Source organism: Flavobacterium sp. (assembly GCF_040382755.1).
Classification (GTDB): domain Bacteria; phylum Bacteroidota; class Bacteroidia; order Flavobacteriales; family Flavobacteriaceae; genus Flavobacterium.
In genome coordinates this window covers 1-16,427 of record NZ_JBEIET010000037.1, presented here as the reverse complement: position 1 = coordinate 16,427, position 16,427 = coordinate 1, and the positions used below count along the sequence as shown (strand labels likewise).

At 31.9% G+C, this 16,427-nt stretch carries 14 protein-coding genes and 1 pseudogene; 6 read left to right on the top strand and 9 right to left on the bottom strand.

Annotation, left to right across the window (positions count from 1 at the left end):
* The 7 genes from ABWO04_RS05390 to ABWO04_RS05360 form a co-directional block, all read right to left on the bottom strand.
* Nucleotides 1-2,982, bottom strand: a 2,982-nt coding sequence (locus ABWO04_RS05390; RefSeq protein ID WP_353078027.1) for an efflux RND transporter permease subunit, incomplete at its 3' end; no start/stop codon positions are given.
* Between the two features lie 50 nt (nt 2,983-3,032).
* Complete coding sequence (locus ABWO04_RS05385) at nt 3,033-4,121, bottom strand: efflux RND transporter periplasmic adaptor subunit (RefSeq protein WP_502903967.1); 1,089 nt, start codon at nt 4,119-4,121, stop codon at nt 3,033-3,035.
* Nucleotides 4,122-4,206: 85 nt separating this feature from the next.
* Entirely contained in the window at nt 4,207-5,520 is a 1,314-nt protein-coding gene (locus tag ABWO04_RS05380) for a TolC family protein (protein ID WP_353078025.1), read from the bottom strand.
* Between the two features lie 114 nt (nt 5,521-5,634).
* Nucleotides 5,635-6,420, bottom strand: a complete 786-nt coding sequence (locus ABWO04_RS05375; protein WP_353078023.1) for a hypothetical protein — start codon at nt 6,418-6,420, stop codon at nt 5,635-5,637.
* Between the two features lie 16 nt (nt 6,421-6,436).
* Nucleotides 6,437-7,063 (bottom strand): Crp/Fnr family transcriptional regulator, encoded by a 627-nt coding sequence (locus ABWO04_RS05370; RefSeq protein ID WP_353078022.1) that lies wholly within the window; start codon nt 7,061-7,063, stop codon nt 6,437-6,439.
* 248 nt (nt 7,064-7,311) lie between these two features.
* Complete coding sequence (locus ABWO04_RS05365) at nt 7,312-9,210, bottom strand: amidophosphoribosyltransferase (protein WP_353078020.1); 1,899 nt, start codon at nt 9,208-9,210, stop codon at nt 7,312-7,314.
* 71 nt (nt 9,211-9,281) lie between these two features.
* Nucleotides 9,282-10,205 carry a PfkB family carbohydrate kinase gene (locus ABWO04_RS05360; protein WP_291241364.1) on the bottom strand — a complete coding sequence of 308 codons (924 nt, stop codon included), beginning with the start codon at nt 10,203-10,205 and terminating at the stop codon, nt 9,282-9,284.
* A 170-nt stretch (nt 10,206-10,375) separates the two neighbouring features.
* On the opposite strand from ABWO04_RS05360, the gene ABWO04_RS05355 reads away from it, so the two are divergent.
* From ABWO04_RS05355 to ABWO04_RS05345, 3 genes are all read left to right on the top strand, one after another.
* A complete protein-coding gene (locus tag ABWO04_RS05355; protein ID WP_353078018.1) occupies nt 10,376-10,852 on the top strand; it encodes a regulatory protein RecX in 477 nt (158 codons plus the stop codon).
* Between the two features lie 142 nt (nt 10,853-10,994).
* Nucleotides 10,995-12,044, top strand: coding sequence for a thiamine-phosphate kinase (gene thiL / locus ABWO04_RS05350; protein ID WP_353078015.1), 1,050 nt, complete (start codon nt 10,995-10,997; stop codon nt 12,042-12,044).
* A 139-nt stretch (nt 12,045-12,183) separates the two neighbouring features.
* Nucleotides 12,184-13,113 (top strand): DUF6268 family outer membrane beta-barrel protein, encoded by a 930-nt coding sequence (locus ABWO04_RS05345; protein ID WP_353078013.1) that lies wholly within the window; start codon nt 12,184-12,186, stop codon nt 13,111-13,113.
* A 56-nt stretch (nt 13,114-13,169) separates the two neighbouring features.
* Here the strand turns inward: ABWO04_RS05345 and rnhA are convergent, their stop codons facing one another.
* Both rnhA and purN read right to left on the bottom strand, forming a co-directional pair.
* Nucleotides 13,170-13,649 carry a ribonuclease HI gene (gene rnhA, locus ABWO04_RS05340; protein ID WP_353078011.1) on the bottom strand — a complete coding sequence of 160 codons (480 nt, stop codon included), beginning with the start codon at nt 13,647-13,649 and terminating at the stop codon, nt 13,170-13,172.
* Nucleotides 13,650-13,748: 99 nt separating this feature from the next.
* Nucleotides 13,749-14,312 carry a phosphoribosylglycinamide formyltransferase gene (gene purN / locus ABWO04_RS05335; protein WP_353078009.1) on the bottom strand — a complete coding sequence of 188 codons (564 nt, stop codon included), beginning with the start codon at nt 14,310-14,312 and terminating at the stop codon, nt 13,749-13,751.
* A 244-nt stretch (nt 14,313-14,556) separates the two neighbouring features.
* Between purN and ABWO04_RS05330 the strand changes: the two genes are divergently transcribed.
* From ABWO04_RS05330 to ABWO04_RS05320, 3 genes and pseudogenes are all read left to right on the top strand, one after another.
* Entirely contained in the window at nt 14,557-14,793 is a 237-nt protein-coding gene (locus tag ABWO04_RS05330; RefSeq protein WP_007137004.1) for an acyl carrier protein, read from the top strand.
* Between the two features lie 191 nt (nt 14,794-14,984).
* On the top strand, nt 14,985-16,238 hold the full coding sequence (gene fabF, locus ABWO04_RS05325) for a beta-ketoacyl-ACP synthase II (RefSeq protein ID WP_291241828.1): 1,254 nt from the start codon (nt 14,985-14,987) through the stop codon (nt 16,236-16,238).
* 4 nt (nt 16,239-16,242) lie between these two features.
* Nucleotides 16,243-16,427: pseudogene (locus ABWO04_RS05320) on the top strand (ribonuclease III); the annotation flags it as partial.

The following is a 16,427-nucleotide window of genomic DNA, read 5'->3' as shown; positions in this document are numbered from 1 at the left end:
TTGTTTTAATGGAATACCTTCGTTTAGTCGGATTTCAATAAAATCGATAAGTAAGACCGAATTTCGTACCATTACTCCTGCTAAAGCAATCATTCCAATAAATGAAGTGGCTGTAAAATAAGCACCTAACAACCAGTGTCCAAATACAATTCCGACTAACGAAAGTGGAATGGCCATCATCATAACAATTGGTGTTTTAAAGTTTTGAAACCATCCAACAATTAGCATATAAATAATTACAATTACTACACCAAATGCAATTCCTAAATCGCGGAAAACCTCTAACGTAATTTGCCATTCTCCATCCCATTTTACAGTGAAATCACTTTCATCTGAAGGTTGTTCCATATACAATTCGTTAACTTTGTAACCCGCTGGAAGTTTCATTTTTTGTAATTCTTCGTTCATTCCTAAAATGGCATAAACTGGGCTTTCTAATTCTCCTGCCATATCTGCAGTAACATATACTACTCGTTTTTGATCTTTTCTATAAATGGTTTTTTGTAAGACATCTTCTTTTACTTTTACCAAATCCGAAATTGGAACAACATTTCCACGACTTCCTTTTATTTTTAAATTCTGAATGTCTTGAAGTGAGGTTTTGTCTTTATCATCTAAAGAAAGAAGAATTCCAACACTGTTATTTGAATTTTCATCGTATAAATTTGAAATTGGGTATTCTTTTAACAAATAGGTTAAATTTCCAACAATTTGTTGAGGAGCAACGCCATTTAACATCGCTTTTTCTTTGTCAATTTCTAATTTATATTCGGTTTGATTGTCTTCCACGTACCAATCAATATCCACAATATCAGTCGTTCTTTCTAAAATTCCTTTTACCTGATTGGCTACTTCAATTTGTTGTTTATAGTCAGGTCCGTAGATTTCGGCAACTAATGTTGATAAAACTGGAGGTCCTGGTGGCACTTCGATAATTTTGACATTTGCACCATATTTTTTTGCAATTTTTTGTACTTCTGGACGCACTATTTTTGCAATATCGTGACTTTGTAAATCTCTATCTTCTTTATGTAATAAGTTGACTTGGATGTCGGCCATATTGCTTCCACCACGTAAATCGTAATGACGAACCAATCCGTTAAACGTAATCGGCGCAGACGTTCCAATATAGTTTTGATAATTGACTACTTCTGGAATTGTAGTTAAATATTGTGCAATTTCTTGCGTTACTGCGGCTGTTCTTTCTAACGTAGTCCCTTCTGGCATATCAATTACCACTTGGAATTCGTTTTTATTATCGAAAGGCAACATTTTTACTAAAACTGATTTCGTGAAAAACATCAATACCGAACCTGCTAATAAAACCACTGTAATTCCTAACATTACTCTACGCTTCGTAGAATTTTCTAAAAATGGACGTTCAATTTTATTGTATAATTTATAAATCCAAGAGGTTTCTAAACCTTGTTCCGCTTTGTGTTCTTGTTCTTCCTTTTCGTGTAATAAATGATATCCTAAATAAGGCGTTACCGTCAAGGCTACAAACAATGACAATAACATTGCAATAGAAGCTCCAATTGGCATCGGACTCATATATGGTCCCATCATTCCGGATACGAATGCCATTGGTAAAATTGCAGCAATTACTGTAAATGTGGCTAAAATGGTTGGATTTCCTACTTCGTTAATCGCATAAATCGCAGCTTGTTTGAAAGGCAATCGCTTCATTTTAAAATGGCGGTGCATATTTTCGGCGATGATGATACTATCATCTACTACAATTCCAACTACAAAAACTAAGGCAAAAAGCGTAATTCTGTTTAATGTATAGCCCAACATATAGTAGGCAAACAAGGTTAATGCAAACGTTAATGGTACTGAAAAGAAAACCACTAAACCTCCACGCCAGCCCATAGCTAACATAACTAAAAGCGTTACCGCGATAATGGCTACACCTAAGTGCATTAATAATTCACCAACTTTATGCGATGCCGTTTCTCCATAATTTCTGGAAACTTCTACGTGAACATCATCGGTAATTAAGGTCTTTTTTAAAGTCTCAACTTTCTCAATAATCTTATCTGAAATTTTCATCGCATCCGCACCTTTTACTTTTCCAATTGAAATAGTAACGGCTGGATATTCTGATTTGTTTTTAGCATATTTTTCATTCGCTTTTCCGTATCCGAAAGACACATAACTTCTTGGTGTTGAAGGGCCATCTTGAATTGTAGCCACTTGTTTTAAATATACTGGCATATTTGCGTTTACACCCACGACCAAATTTTCAACATCTTCAGAAGTGGCTAAAAATTCTCCTGTAGTTAATAAATATTCTTTATCATTTGCAACAAAATTTCCCGATTGTGAACTGCCGTTATTGGCTTGAATCATTTGCATAATTCCTAAAGCATCCACGCCGTTTTCGGCCATTTTATCTTTATCTAAAACAATTTTTAATTCGCGTGTTCTTCCTCCAATTTCTTTAGTGATGGCAACATCTTTTACTTTTTCAATTTCCGAAGTAACTTCTTCCGCTATTTGACGAATTTCAAAATCATTTAATTTTTCGCTCCAAAGCGTTAGTCCTAACATAGGAACATCGTCAATAGAACGTGTTTTTACCATAGGTTTAAATACGCCTTTTGGAAACATATTTTCGTTTTTCATTAACTCATCGTATAATTTTACATACGAGCGTTCTGAATCTTCACCTACATAAAACTGTACAATTATCATTGCCTGGCCATTCATTGCCATACTATGTAAATGTTCTACACCTTTAATATTAGACAAGACTTTTTCTAATGGCTTGATAACTCGACTTTCCACTTCTGCTGGACTTGCACCTGGATAGCCAATCATAATATCTGCCATTGGAACATTAATTTGTGGTTCTTCTTCACGTGGAATTAAGAACGAACTATACACGCCTATAATCATCAAACCCACCATTAATAATATGGTTAATTTTGAATTGATGAAAAAATGAGCAATTTTACCTGATATACCTTCTTGCATTTTTTAGATTTTTAGATTGTTGGATCTTTAGATTTTTAATAATTTAAAATCTAATTTATTGACACTTTAGCTCCGTTATACAATTTGCCTTCTGATGAAACAATATATTGCTCGTTTGCCGATAAACCTGACAATACCTCTACTTGGTTGTCATAAGTTTTACCAGTTCTTACCCATCTTAAAATAGCAGTTTTACCATTGGCAATCGTATAAATCCCTGTTAGTTGTCCTTGTTTTACTAAAGCACTTTCAGGAACCATTACTTTATCTGATTTTACCGTAATTTCTGACTTTGTTGTATTGGAAATTGGAAATTGTACGTTTACAAACATACCTGATAATATTGATTTATCATTTGAATTTAAAGTCACTTTCACTAAATATTGTCCACCCGTGTTTTTTGCTGAACCGCTGACTTCAGAAACCTTTCCTGATACTTCTTTATTTAAAGATTTTACCATTATTTTTACAGGCATTCCGTTTGTAATTTTGGTAATATCACTTTCAGAAACCATAGCAGTTACTTGCATTCTTGATGCGCCTTCTAAACTTACTAAAGGCATTCCTGGATTTGCCATATCACCTTCTTTTATAAAAGTATTGGTAACTTCACCAGAAAATGGAGCGGTAATATTTGAATATGAAAACTGCGCCATTACTTCGTTTCGCATTTGTTTTGCTCCAGCTAAACCTGCTTTTGCCATTTCAAATCGTGAGGTCATATCATCTAATTCTTTTTGAGAAGCACTTTGTTGTGCAAATAAATTGACAAAACGATCGTAATCTTTTTTAGCATTGTTATATGCAGCTGTTGCTTGAAGTATTGAAGCATCAACTTGTGCTTTTTTAGCTTCTAAATCGGAACTATTGATACTTACTAATAGTTGTCCAGCGCCAACTTTTTGACCTGTTTTTACGTGGACTTTAGTTACATAACCCATCATTCTTGTGCTTAAATTAGCACTGCTTTCCGCTTCTGTTTTTCCACTTGCGGTGATAAATTCTGAATTATTTGTAGCCAAACCATTTACTACAACTTTAATAGCTGGTTCGTTATTGGTTACTTCTTTTGCTTCTTTTCCACATGAAAATAATACTAAAGTGGCAAGGCTTAAAATGGTTATTTTATTTATATTCATAATGTTTTTATTTAATAATTGAAATTTGTAAATCTTGGAATTCATTTTAAAAATTAAGATTGATTTTTGATATTGCTATTGAAATTTACTTCGTTAAAAACTGTAAATACTGTTTGGTGAAATTATATTCAAAAACCGCTTGCAGTTGCTCTAATTCTTTTTGAATCATTTGTGTTTCTGCTTGTAATAAATCGGTTGTTTTTTCTAAACCTTGTGCAAATCGATTTTGTCTAATTCTGAACGCTTCTTGCGATTGCTCGAAAGCCAATTGCGATAAATTAACTTTGTTTTCCGAATCTAATAATTGGCGATTTGTTTTGTTTAATTCCAATTGACTTTGTTTCGTATATTGCTCTTTTTCTACATCAGCTTTTTGAGATTCGGCTTTTGCTTTCTCATATTTTCCAATAGATTTGTAACCATCAAAAATATTCCAAGATAATTGAGCGCCAACTAAATAGCCTTTTGCCGATGTTCCTAAAACAGTTGCGTCGTACATTTCATAACTTCCAAAAGCATTTAATCTTGGTAAAAATGTCATTTTTGAAGATTGTAACATTTTTGCATACGCTTCAGAAGATTTACTCATCGCTTGAATGTCTTTTCTGTTTTCGGATAAAGTAGTATTTATAGGTTCAATTGAAATGGTGTTTTCTAACGCTTCAGATGGTTTATACACTTTTCCTTGCGTGTCTTCGTTTAATAAAAACCCTAAATAATCTGAAGCATTTTGCACATTACTTTTTGCATATTGCAACTGATTGGCAATTTCATTTACACGAACTTGTACGTTTAACAAATCAGTTTTTTGCAACATACCTTGTTTGAAATAATTTTCTACTAATTTCAAATTGGCTTTTCCGGTGGTGTTTGCTTTTTCTAAAACTTTAACGGCTTTATATGCTAATTGTAATTGCATATATGCTTTAGAAACTTCTAATTCTAAATATTCCTTAGTGCGTTCGGTTTGTAATTGAAACGCCTCCATTTTGGCTTTAGCGGCTTGTCTTCCATAAAAACCATCTATATTAATAAGAGGTTGTTGAATTTCAAACTTGGTTGCAAAATTTTGTGTTTTGGCAGGGTCATTTAATAACGCTGGATTAAAATCGGAAGCTGTTAAAATTTCTTGATTTAATTTTGAACCAAATGCCATTAATGGATTTGTAGTTGAAATTCCAGTATGTGAAACCGAAATGTTTGGCAAGAAAACTGCTTTTGCCTGATTGTAATCTGCTTTTGCGGATTGGGCATTTTTTTCAGCAATTTTTACTTGTAAATTAGTTGAAGCTATTTTCTTAGAAATATCGTTTTTAGAAATGGACAGCGTGTCTTGTGCCAATCCAAAAACAGAAAATAATACTGCTGAACTTAAAATAGTGTGTTTAAATTTTTTCATAATCCTAAATTAATTATGAGGCAAATGTAAACGCATTAAAAATAGTGTACAGTAACAAGTGTTACAAAGATGGAAAAAATATTTTAGTGAATGAAAGTTAGATTACAAAACGTTTTATTCCCACCAATTTTTGATAATTTTAGCTTCTTTTGTTTCAATAATATTTTGATTAGATATTTTATTTTTAAGAGCTACATCTTTCCAACCTTTTTTCCAATATTTCCTGGCAATATTAAACTCGGCAGTTCCAACATCAAAACGACAATCAATATTTGGAATTCTATAATCACCCCACTGACATTTTGTTTCTACTTTTGGATTGTTCATTGTAAAAGTTCCTACAAAAGCATTATTGAAATAACCATCAGAATGCATATTAATATTGTCATATTGTATTTTTTCCTCTTTATCTAAATACCATTTTGATTCTATATTACCAGTAAAATAGCCCCAATGAGAAATCATTTTGTCTTCAATAAATTCAAATTTAGCAGTAAGCAGACCTTGTGTTTTGATACCTGCTCCTTTAAATTCATCATCAACACCATATTGCACTCTTTCAGACTCTTGAATTTTAAGAATAGTTATTTTACCAACAAATTCATCAATTCTATCATAAATTTTTGATTTACCATAAACATCATATTCATTTGAATTATTTATATTTCGTGATATGTTAACTAACTTAATTTGAAGTCTTAAAAAATTGTTGTCAAAAACTCCATACACAAAATTATTATCAGTAACCAACCACAATTTAGAGAAATCATAATGTAAAAATTTTTCAATTTCATTATTTGGTAGTAATTTTTCACCATTCATAATATCTGTGTTACACAAATCTTGGGAAAAGGAATTTACTGATAAAAAGAAGGCAATTATTAAAATTTTATTTTTCATTTTAAAAAGATAAGATTTACAACAACTCAATATATGCACGATTCAATTTAATTTTTCCTTTATTTTCTAATGCCTTTAAAATTCGGGAAATTACTACTCTTGATGTATTTAAATCGTAAGCAATTTCTTGATGAGTATTGTGAATTTGATTGGAAGTATTTATTTTTGATTTTTCTAAAAGATAATTTAGTATTCTTTCATCCATATTCATAAATGCTAAATGATCAATTGTAGTTAGCATTTCTTTCAATCGCATGTTATAGCTGTTAAATACAAAATTTCTCCAAGTAGCATATTTACCAAGCCACTCGTTCATTTTTGCTACAGGAATTAAAATTAGCTGACCGTCAGTTTCTGCTATGGCGCGGATTTCACTTTTAGCATTTCCTAAGCAACACTGCATAGACATGGCGCAAGTGTCTCCTTTTTCTATAAAATACAAAAGTAATTCCCCTTCGTCAAAATCTTCACGTAAAATTTTAATGGCTCCAGTTAACATTAATGGCATGCTTTTTATGTTTTCATTAAAATCTATAATAATATCGCCTTCTTTGAAATCGTGAATTTTAGAAATTTCTAAAATTTCGTTTATCAAACTTACTTCAAAAATAAAATTATACGTGTTTTGGAGTGTGTTTTTCATTTATAGGAAAATTAAAGTTTCCATTAGCGAATATAGTAAATTCAACCACAAAAAGTGAAAAAATAAAAAAGATTTGAGAGGAAAGTATATAAAATAAAAAAGGCGAAAATTTCTTTTCACCCTTTTTGCCCCAAATCTACCATAAAACTTAACCTACTAATTTTCTGGTGAGGTAAAAGTATGGCAAGATATTTTACTAAAACAAAATAATTGTTGTATTGCTAATATTCTCGATGAAATGCACTTTTTTAGTAAGCACGCGCTCCATTTCCTTCATAAAAGTTGATAAAAGCCGTATTTACCACTCGGTTTCCTCCTGGCGTTGGATAGTTTCCAGTGAAGTACCAATCGCCTAAATTTTTAGGGCACGCTTTGTGTAAATCTTCTACTTTTTGGAAAATAATTTTCACTTTTGCTTTCACATCTTTTGACGTTAACATTTCTGCCATTTTATCTGAAATTTGTTCCTCTGTAAACGGATTGTAAATTTCTTTTACATGATTTACAACTTCTGTATCTTTTAAACCTTGCTGTGCTTTACATTTTTTATAAACGTCTTCAACAATTTGATACTGATTGGTTTCTTTTAAAAGTTCTAATGCCGCTTTGAAAGCGATAAAACCTTCTAAAGTACTCATATCAATTCCGTAACAATCCGGATATCTAATTTGCGGAGCAGAAGAAACTACTACAATTTTCTTAGGATGTAATCGGTCTAAAATTTTAATAATACTTTGTTTTAATGTTGTACCTCTAACAATACTATCATCAATAATTACTAAATTATCTGTTGGTTTTACCACGCCGTATGTAATGTCGTACACATGTGCTACCATTTCATCTCTACTACTGTCTTCGGTAATGAAAGTACGAAGTTTTACATCTTTAATAGCTATTTTTTCGGTACGAACTTTTTCGGCTAAAATTTCGTTTAACCCTTTTTCATCTAAAGTGTCTTTTTGCGCAATAATATCTTTAACTTTTTGTTCGTCTAAGAATTTTTGAGCCGCTTCAGCCATTCCATAAAAAGAAGTTTCCGCTGTATTTGGAATAAATGAGAATACCGAATTATGTATGTCGTTTTCAATTTCTTTCAACACACTCGGAAAAACATATTTTCCTAATAATTTTCTTTCTTGATATATTTCAGCGTCGCTTCCGCGAGAAAAATAAATTCTTTCGAAAGAACAGGCTTTTTTATCTAAACATTCTCTAATGTTTTCGAAAATAACATTTCCGTTTTTCTTAACAATAATAGCATCACCCGCTTCTAATTCTTTCACATCTTCAAATGCTACATTAAAAACGGTTTGAATAACTGGGCGCTCTGAAGCAACTACCACAATTTCATCATCCTGGTAATAATATGCAGGTCGGATTCCGTTTGGATCTCTAACCACAAAAGCATCTCCATGGCCTAAAAGTCCTGCCATAGCGTATCCTCCATCAAAGTTTTTAGAGGCTCTTTTTAATATTCTTCCAATATTTAATCGTTCTGCAATAACTGGTGAAGCTTCAAGTTTTGTAAGTCCTTCGTTTTTACAATCTAAATACAATTGTGTAATTTCATCATCTAAAAAATGACCGATTTTTTCCATAACGGTTACCGTATCTGCCATTAATTTTGGATGTTGACCTACATCAACTAAGTCTTGAAATAATTCTTTAACATTAGTCATATTGAAGTTTCCAGCAACTAATAAATTTCTGTGCATCCAATTGTTTTGACGTAAAAAAGGATGAACGCTTTCAATGCTGTTTTTTCCGAAAGTACCATAACGTACGTGACCTAAAAACAATTCGCCTACATAAGGAATATTTTCTTTTTGTAACGCTACGTTATTTTGATACGACGGATTTTTAGCTAATTCCTCAGAAATTCTGGTGTTAATTTGTCCGAAAATATCCTGAATTGGTTGTGCTTGGTTAGAACGAATTCTACTTATATATCTTTGACCTGGTTTTACGTCTAATTTAATACTGGCAAAACCTGCGCCGTCTTGTCCACGATTGTGTTGTTTTTCCATTAAAAGGTACATTTTTTCTACCCCGTAAAAAGCCGTACCATATTTTTCTCTATAGTATTCTAATGGTTTTAAAAGTCTAAGTAAGGCAATTCCACATTCGTGTTTAATAGCGTCGCTCATAGTTGGTGTTGTATTGTATTATTTATTTGTTGTATTAAAAATGCCCCGAAATTTCGAGGCATAGTTTTGTCTTATAATTTGATATCAAATTGTGTTAACGACTTAAATTGCTGTAAACGAGCATATACTTCGTCTTCATTTATGACAACCATTTTTTCTGTTCCAAATTTTTCTACACAAAAGGAAGCCAAATTTGAACCATAAATAATAGCGCTTTTCATACTTTCAAAAGAAAAATCTTCCGTTTGAGCTATATATCCAGAAAATCCGCCTGCAAACGTATCGCCTGCTCCTGTTGGATCAAAAACCTCTTCTAAAGGTAAAGCTGGTGCAAAGAAAACATCTTTGTTATGGAAAATTAATGCTCCGTGTTCTCCTTTTTTAATGACTACATATTTAGGACCCATTGTATGGATTTTTGCAGCTGCTTTTACTAAAGAATATTCTCCAGATAATTGACGCGCTTCTTCATCGTTAATGGTAATCACATCTACACGTTTTACTACCTCTAATAATTCTGGTAATGCACAATCCATCCAAAAATTCATCGTATCTAAAACTACCAATTTGGGTTGGGTCGTCATTTGATTTAAAACAGATGATTGTACAATTGGATGTAAATTCCCAAGCATAACTACTTCTGCATCCTTATATTTTTCAGGAACTATTGGATTGAAATCTGCTAATACATTTAGCTCGGTAGCTAAAGTATCACGAGAATTCATATCATTATGGTATTTTCCACTCCAAAAGAACGTTTTTCCGCCTTTTACAATTTCAATTCCTTCAATATTTATATTTCTTTCTGATAATAAATCTAAATGTTCTTGTGGAAAATCTTCACCTACAACAGATACTATTGCCGAATCCACCTTAAAAAATGACGCGGATAAGCCAATATAAGTTGCTGCTCCTCCTAAAATTTTATCTGTTTTTCCAAAAGGAGTTTCAATAGCATCAAAAGCCACCGTTCCTACAATTAATAGTTTACTCATTTATTTTGTTTTAAATAAGCTGCAAAGATAGTTATTCCGTTTGAAGTTTAAAAATGTTACGTTATATTTAGTGATAAATATATTATGTTTTTATAGGAATCCATTACATACTATTGTGAAAGTAATTTTTTATAGTAATTTTGAATAGATATTAATTTAGTACTTTTCCATTGGAAGCACCAAAAACGACACTTACGACAAACGAGATTACAAGCAAGTTAGAGTATTATTGCTCTTACCAAGATCGTTGTCATAAAGAAGTTGAACAAAAATTACGAAGTTTTAACTTACTTCCGGAACTAAAGGAACAAATTATTGTACATCTTATTGAACATAAATATATAGATGAAGAACGATTTGCTAAAAGTTTCGCAAGAGGCAAACACAACTATAAAGGTTGGGGTAAAAACCGAATTGTTCAAGAGTTAAAATTTAGAGAAATATCTAAAAGAAATATCGATTTGGCATTGTTGGAACTTCCAAATGAAGTTTATTTAGCTAATTTTCATCAATTGGCAGAAAAAAATTGGAACGGCATTAAAGAACGAAAAGGACAAAAGAAAAATAAAAAATTTGTAGATTTCTTACTGCGAAAAGGATACGAAACCAGCTTAATTTTTGAAAAACTTAAACAATTAGACAAGTAGGTATAAGTGGAAAGGCATAAGGTAATAGTAATGTATGCTAATTAATTGCTGCTTTTCACTTTTTACTTTTGACTTTTTACTTTTGCCTTATGCCTTTCCACTTGGCACATTAATTCCCTATCTTTGCAAAAAACAAAACCTTATGTTAGAAAATAAAGATCAAAAAACAACGAGCATTGCCAGTTTAGGTGAATTCGGATTAATTGAGCATTTAACCAAACACTTTAAAGTGAATCAAAAAAGCACTATTAAAAGTATTGGTGACGATGCCGCTGTTTTAGATTTTGCAGGCAAAAAAGCAGTAATTTCTACCGATTTATTAGTAGAAGGTGTCCATTTTGATTTAAGCTATATGCCTTTAAAACATTTGGGATACAAAGCAATTGTGTCTAATATTTCTGACATTTGCGCAATGAATGCCGTGCCAACTCAGGTTACGGTTTCGGTGGCAGTTTCTAATCGTTTTCCGTTAGAAGCGATGGAAGAACTTTTTGCAGGAATTACGCTTGCCGCCAACGCTTATAATGTAGATGTAATTGGTGGCGACACAACCTCTTCTCAAAAAGGATTAATTATTAGCATTACAGCTATTGGCGAAGCCAATTTAGATGAAATAACCTACAGAAACGGCGCACAACAAACCGATTTACTTGTTGTTTCTGGCGATTTAGGTGCGGCTTATATGGGTTTACAAGTTTTAGAAAGAGAAAAACAAGTGTTTCAAGTCAACCCAAACAATCAGCCTATTTTAGACGATTATACCTATTTAATTGAACGTCAATTGAAACCAGAAGCCAGAAATGACGTGAAAGAATTACTTGAAAAATTAGAAGTACAACCAACAGCTATGATTGATATTTCAGATGGACTTTCCTCTGAAATTATGCATATTTGCAAACAAAGTAAATTAGGCTGTAATGTGTATGAAGATAAAATTCCGGTAGACCCACAATTAATAAATGTGTGTGAAGAATTTAATGTAGATATTACCACTATTGCCTTAAATGGCGGTGAAGACTACGAATTGCTTTTCACTATTAAACTGGACGATTTCGAAAAATTAAAACACAATCCTAATTTTACCATTATTGGACATATGGTTGCGGAAAGTGAAGGGATGCACTTGGTGACTCGTGCCAATACAAAAATTGAACTTAAAGCCAGAGGCTGGAATGCTATAAGCGAAGAATAAGATAGATTCATAACATAGATTTTTTTAAAACATTAAAATAATTAATAATATTCATAATAATTATAAATGTTTTTTAATAAATTAAAGAGCGGTTTCTGTATGTTTAATTTATTATTTTTGTTAATTAAACTAAAAAACTATGAAAAAAATTATTTTATTACTAACCTGTTTTGCATACTTACAAATTGGTTATTCTCAAGATTATGTTGATATTGTTAAGTTTACAGTTAACAATACTTCACTAGGAAACATTCAGGAAGCAAATCAAAAAAATGTTAACAAAAACTTCGAAACTAGCGTTAATAATGTGAATTTTGAATTGTATTATCCTAATAAACTATCTGAAAAATTGGTTTTATTAACTGGGTTAACCGCAGAAAATACTAGGTTAAACTTGTCTGAAAAGGCTGATAGAACCAGTATTACAATGACCCGATTAAATATAGGAGTTAAATACCAACACTCAGAAAAATGGTCTGGAACATATTTATTATTACCAAAAATTGCTTCAGATTTTAATTCAATTGGATCAAATGACTTTCAAATTGGCGCTATAGCTGTTTTAGATTATCAATACAATGATGCGTACAAAGTTAAATTTGGTTTATATAGCTCAACAGAAAATTATGGTACCTCGCTAACACCAATAATTGGTTTATGGCACCGCTCTAAAAATAATAAATTTTATATAAATGCTACCTTACCAATTCGTATGGATGCAAATTACTCTTTAACCAAAAATCTAAGCATTGGATCAGATTTAATGACATCTATTAAGTCGTATAATTTATCAGAATTTAAATCAAACTTTTACGTTCAAGAAGAATCAATCCGATTTGCATTATATACCGCTTTAGGATTAATGGATAATTCATTAATATTAAGAGGTAAAGTAGGATTAGATACTACAGATTATGGTATTTATAATGCTAATGAAAAAGTTGGAGTTCAAGTTTTAACTTTCCCACTTAGCGACGATAAAAGAAATAGAGGAAACGCAGAATTTGATTCATCATTGTATGTAGGATTTGATGCAATTTATAGATTTGATTTGACAAAAAACAAATAATCATAATTTCTTTTTTTGAAAAAAGTAAGACCTGGTAATTTATCAGGTCTTACTTTTTATAACAATTTTTGTTCTTCTGTTTCGTAAAAGGTATCGATATTTAATTTTTTTTGCTGCGATGCCATCACGGCCAATTCGTCGCAACGTTCGTTTTGAGGATGGTTATTGTGCCCTTTAATCCACATAAATTTTACATTATGTTGGCGGTAAATTTTTAAAAAACGCATCCATAAATCGGGATTTTTTTTGTCTTTGAAGTATTTTTTCTCCCAGCCAAATACCCATCCTTTTTCTACTGAATCCACAACATATTTAGAATCAGAAACAACTAAAACGTTGGTTTTAGGTGCTTTCAATTTTTCTAAACCTACAATTACAGCTAATAATTCCATTCTATTATTAGTAGTATGTCTGAATCCTTCGTAAAACTCTTTTTTGTAAGGCGTACCCACCATTTCCATCACCACACCATAACCGCCCGGACCAGGATTTCCTTTGGCAGCGCCATCTGTGTATATGTGAACTTGGTAGGGCATTTTAGATTGTTAGATTAATTGGACTGTTAGATTGTTAGATGGATTAGTTGTTGAAATTAAGAAAATATAGCAGATTGACTTTCTAAGAAGTCAAACAATCTAACCTTCTAGAAATCTCTCAATCACTTTCGGAAAATGTTCCATTTCCAATTCGTGAATTTTTTGTGCGATTTCTTCTGCTGAAGTACAATTTTCTATATTTACGTTAGTTTGAAATATAAATTCGCCTTCATCAAAATGTTCGTTTACATAATGAACTGTGATTCCTGTTTCCTTTTCTTTATTTTCTAAAACTTCTTGATGTACATGCATGCCATACATCCCTTTTCCACCATAATTAGGCAACAATGCTGGATGAATATTAATTACTTTATTCGGAAATTCGTTAATAATATGAATAGGGAATTTCAATAAAAATCCTGCCAATACAATTAAATCGGGTTGCAATTGTTTCAGCTGATTTAAAACAGTATCATCTGAAAGTGCTAATTTATTGAAAACAAAAGTAGGAACTTTAAATTTTTTACATCGTTCAATTACTTTAGCTTCAGAATTGTTCGAAAATACACCAACAACTGAAACAGCATTTGACGTGTCAAAATATGCCATAATATTTTCAGCATTAGAACCATTTCCGGAAGCAAAAAGCACAATCTTCTTCATTTCAATCTATTTTTTTTAACTTATTATAGCAATTAACCACATAAATATCACACAAAAGTATAAATTCATTTAGGTTTAATGGCAAAAAATAAAAGAAATTAAAAAATAATTTAAATGAAAAGCATAGAGAATTAGGCTATTTTAAGTTTTTTTTATACATTCGTAGTTATATTTACTAACAAAAATGTTGTTTTAAAATAAAGTTTTTTATTTTTGCCAACAAATAAATTAAAAATTAAAAATTATGTCAGACATTGCATCAAGAGTAAAAGCGATTATCGTGGACAAATTAGGTGTTGACGAAAACGAAGTAGTAACAGAAGCAAGCTTCACTAACGATTTAGGTGCTGATTCATTAGACACTGTAGAGCTTATTATGGAATTCGAAAAAGAATTTGATATCCAAATTCCAGACGACCAAGCTGAAAACATTGCTACTGTAGGTCAAGCAATTTCTTACATCGAAGAAGCTAAGAAATAATAACCTTTCATCCGTATAATTTATTTTATACGGATGTTGTTATTTTTTGTTTCTGTTTTTAAAAATCTTTGTTTAGATTTGTAAAAACATTGATTGTATTACAATCATTCACATAAGACATTTATGTAATACCCAATGTTGATATTTAATTATGAAGCATTGGGTTTTTCTATATAACTAAAAAATAATTTATGCAATTAAAACGTGTAGTGGTAACAGGACTTGGAGCACTTACTCCAATTGGAAATAATATTCAAGAATATTGGAATGCCTTAATTAGCGGTAAAAGCGGTGCGGCTCCAATTACATATTATGATACCGAAAAACATAAAACCAAATTTGCTTGCGAAGTAAAAAACTTCAATATCGAAGATTTTATCGATAGAAAAGAAGCAAGACGTATGGATAAATTTGCACAATATGCCATTGTTGCAGGTGAACAAGCAATTGCAGATGCCGGGATTTTAGAATCTAACGTAAATAAACAAAGAGTAGGTGTAATTTGGGGTGCTGGAATTGGTGGTTTAGAAACCTTCCAAGAAGAAGTACTAAGTTATGCTAAAGGAGATGGAACGCCTCGTTTCAATCCGTTCTTTATTCCAAAAATGATTGCCGATATTGCTCCTGCTCATATTTCTATGAGAAATGGCTTTATGGGTCCAAACTACACAACAGTTTCTGCTTGTGCTTCTTCAGCAAATGCTATGATAGACGCTTTTAACTACATACGTTTAGGAATGTGTGATGTAATTGTATCTGGAGGCTCTGAAGCAGCCGTAACTATTGCTGGAATGGGTGGATTTAACTCTATGCAAGCATTATCTACAAGAAATGATTCGCCAGAAACGGCTTCAAGACCGTTTGATGCTAACAGAGATGGTTTTGTTTTAGGCGAAGGCGCAGGTGCTTTAGTTTTTGAAGAATACGAACACGCAAAAGCACGTGGTGCTAAAATATATTGTGAAGTTGGTGGTGGCGGAATGTCATCTGATGCGTATCACTTAACTGCTCCACATCCAGAAGGAATTGGAGTTATTGCCGTAATGGAAAATACATTACGTGATGCAGGTATGAAACCAGAAGAAGTAGATCACATCAATACTCACGGAACCTCAACACCTTTAGGAGATGTTGCAGAATTAAAAGCAATTAGTCATGTTTTTGGAGCACACGCTAAAAATATAAATATCAATTCTACAAAATCAATGACAGGGCATTTGTTAGGAGCAGCTGGTGCAATTGAAGCAATTGCTTCTATTTTAGCAATGAAACACAGTCTTGTTCCTCCAACAATAAACCACACAACAGTAGATGAAAATATTGATCCATCATTAAACTTGACTTTAAACACGCCTCAAAAAAGAGAAATTAAAGTGGCAATGAGTAATACTTTTGGATTTGGCGGACATAATGCTTGTGTGCTTTTCAAAAAATTAGAAGAATAACTTCATGCGTCGCATTTTAAATAAAATATTGAAAAAATCCCCTTCTTCTAATCAAGACGGGGTTTTTTTTGAAAAAATTACCAAAATTTTGGGATTCAAGCCCAATACAGAAATTTATTATAAACACGCTTTTACGCACCGTTCTGCAAATCAAACTGATGAAAAAGGATTTCCAATAAGTTACGAACG

Excerpts from the sequence above, each read along its gene's own strand:
- ABWO04_RS05385 (WP_502903967.1), bottom strand. The coding sequence starts at position 4,121 with ATGAATATAAATAAAATAACCATTTTAAGCCTTGCCACTTTAGTATTA.
- ABWO04_RS05380 (WP_353078025.1), bottom strand. The coding sequence starts at position 5,520 with ATGAAAAAATTTAAACACACTATTTTAAGTTCAGCAGTATTATTTTCT.
- ABWO04_RS05375 (WP_353078023.1), bottom strand. The coding sequence starts at position 6,420 with ATGAAAAATAAAATTTTAATAATTGCCTTCTTTTTATCAGTAAATTCC.
- ABWO04_RS05370 (WP_353078022.1), bottom strand. The coding sequence starts at position 7,063 with ATGAAAAACACACTCCAAAACACGTATAATTTTATTTTTGAAGTAAGT.
- ABWO04_RS05365 (WP_353078020.1), bottom strand. The coding sequence starts at position 9,210 with ATGAGCGACGCTATTAAACACGAATGTGGAATTGCCTTACTTAGACTT.
- ABWO04_RS05360 (WP_291241364.1), bottom strand. The coding sequence starts at position 10,205 with ATGAGTAAACTATTAATTGTAGGAACGGTGGCTTTTGATGCTATTGAA.
- thiL (WP_353078015.1), top strand. The coding sequence starts at position 10,995 with ATGTTAGAAAATAAAGATCAAAAAACAACGAGCATTGCCAGTTTAGGT.
- ABWO04_RS05345 (WP_353078013.1), top strand. The coding sequence starts at position 12,184 with ATGAAAAAAATTATTTTATTACTAACCTGTTTTGCATACTTACAAATT.
- rnhA (WP_353078011.1), bottom strand. The coding sequence starts at position 13,649 with ATGCCCTACCAAGTTCACATATACACAGATGGCGCTGCCAAAGGAAAT.
- purN (WP_353078009.1), bottom strand. The coding sequence starts at position 14,312 with ATGAAGAAGATTGTGCTTTTTGCTTCCGGAAATGGTTCTAATGCTGAA.
- ABWO04_RS05330 (WP_007137004.1), top strand. The coding sequence starts at position 14,557 with ATGTCAGACATTGCATCAAGAGTAAAAGCGATTATCGTGGACAAATTA.
- fabF (WP_291241828.1), top strand. The coding sequence starts at position 14,985 with ATGCAATTAAAACGTGTAGTGGTAACAGGACTTGGAGCACTTACTCCA.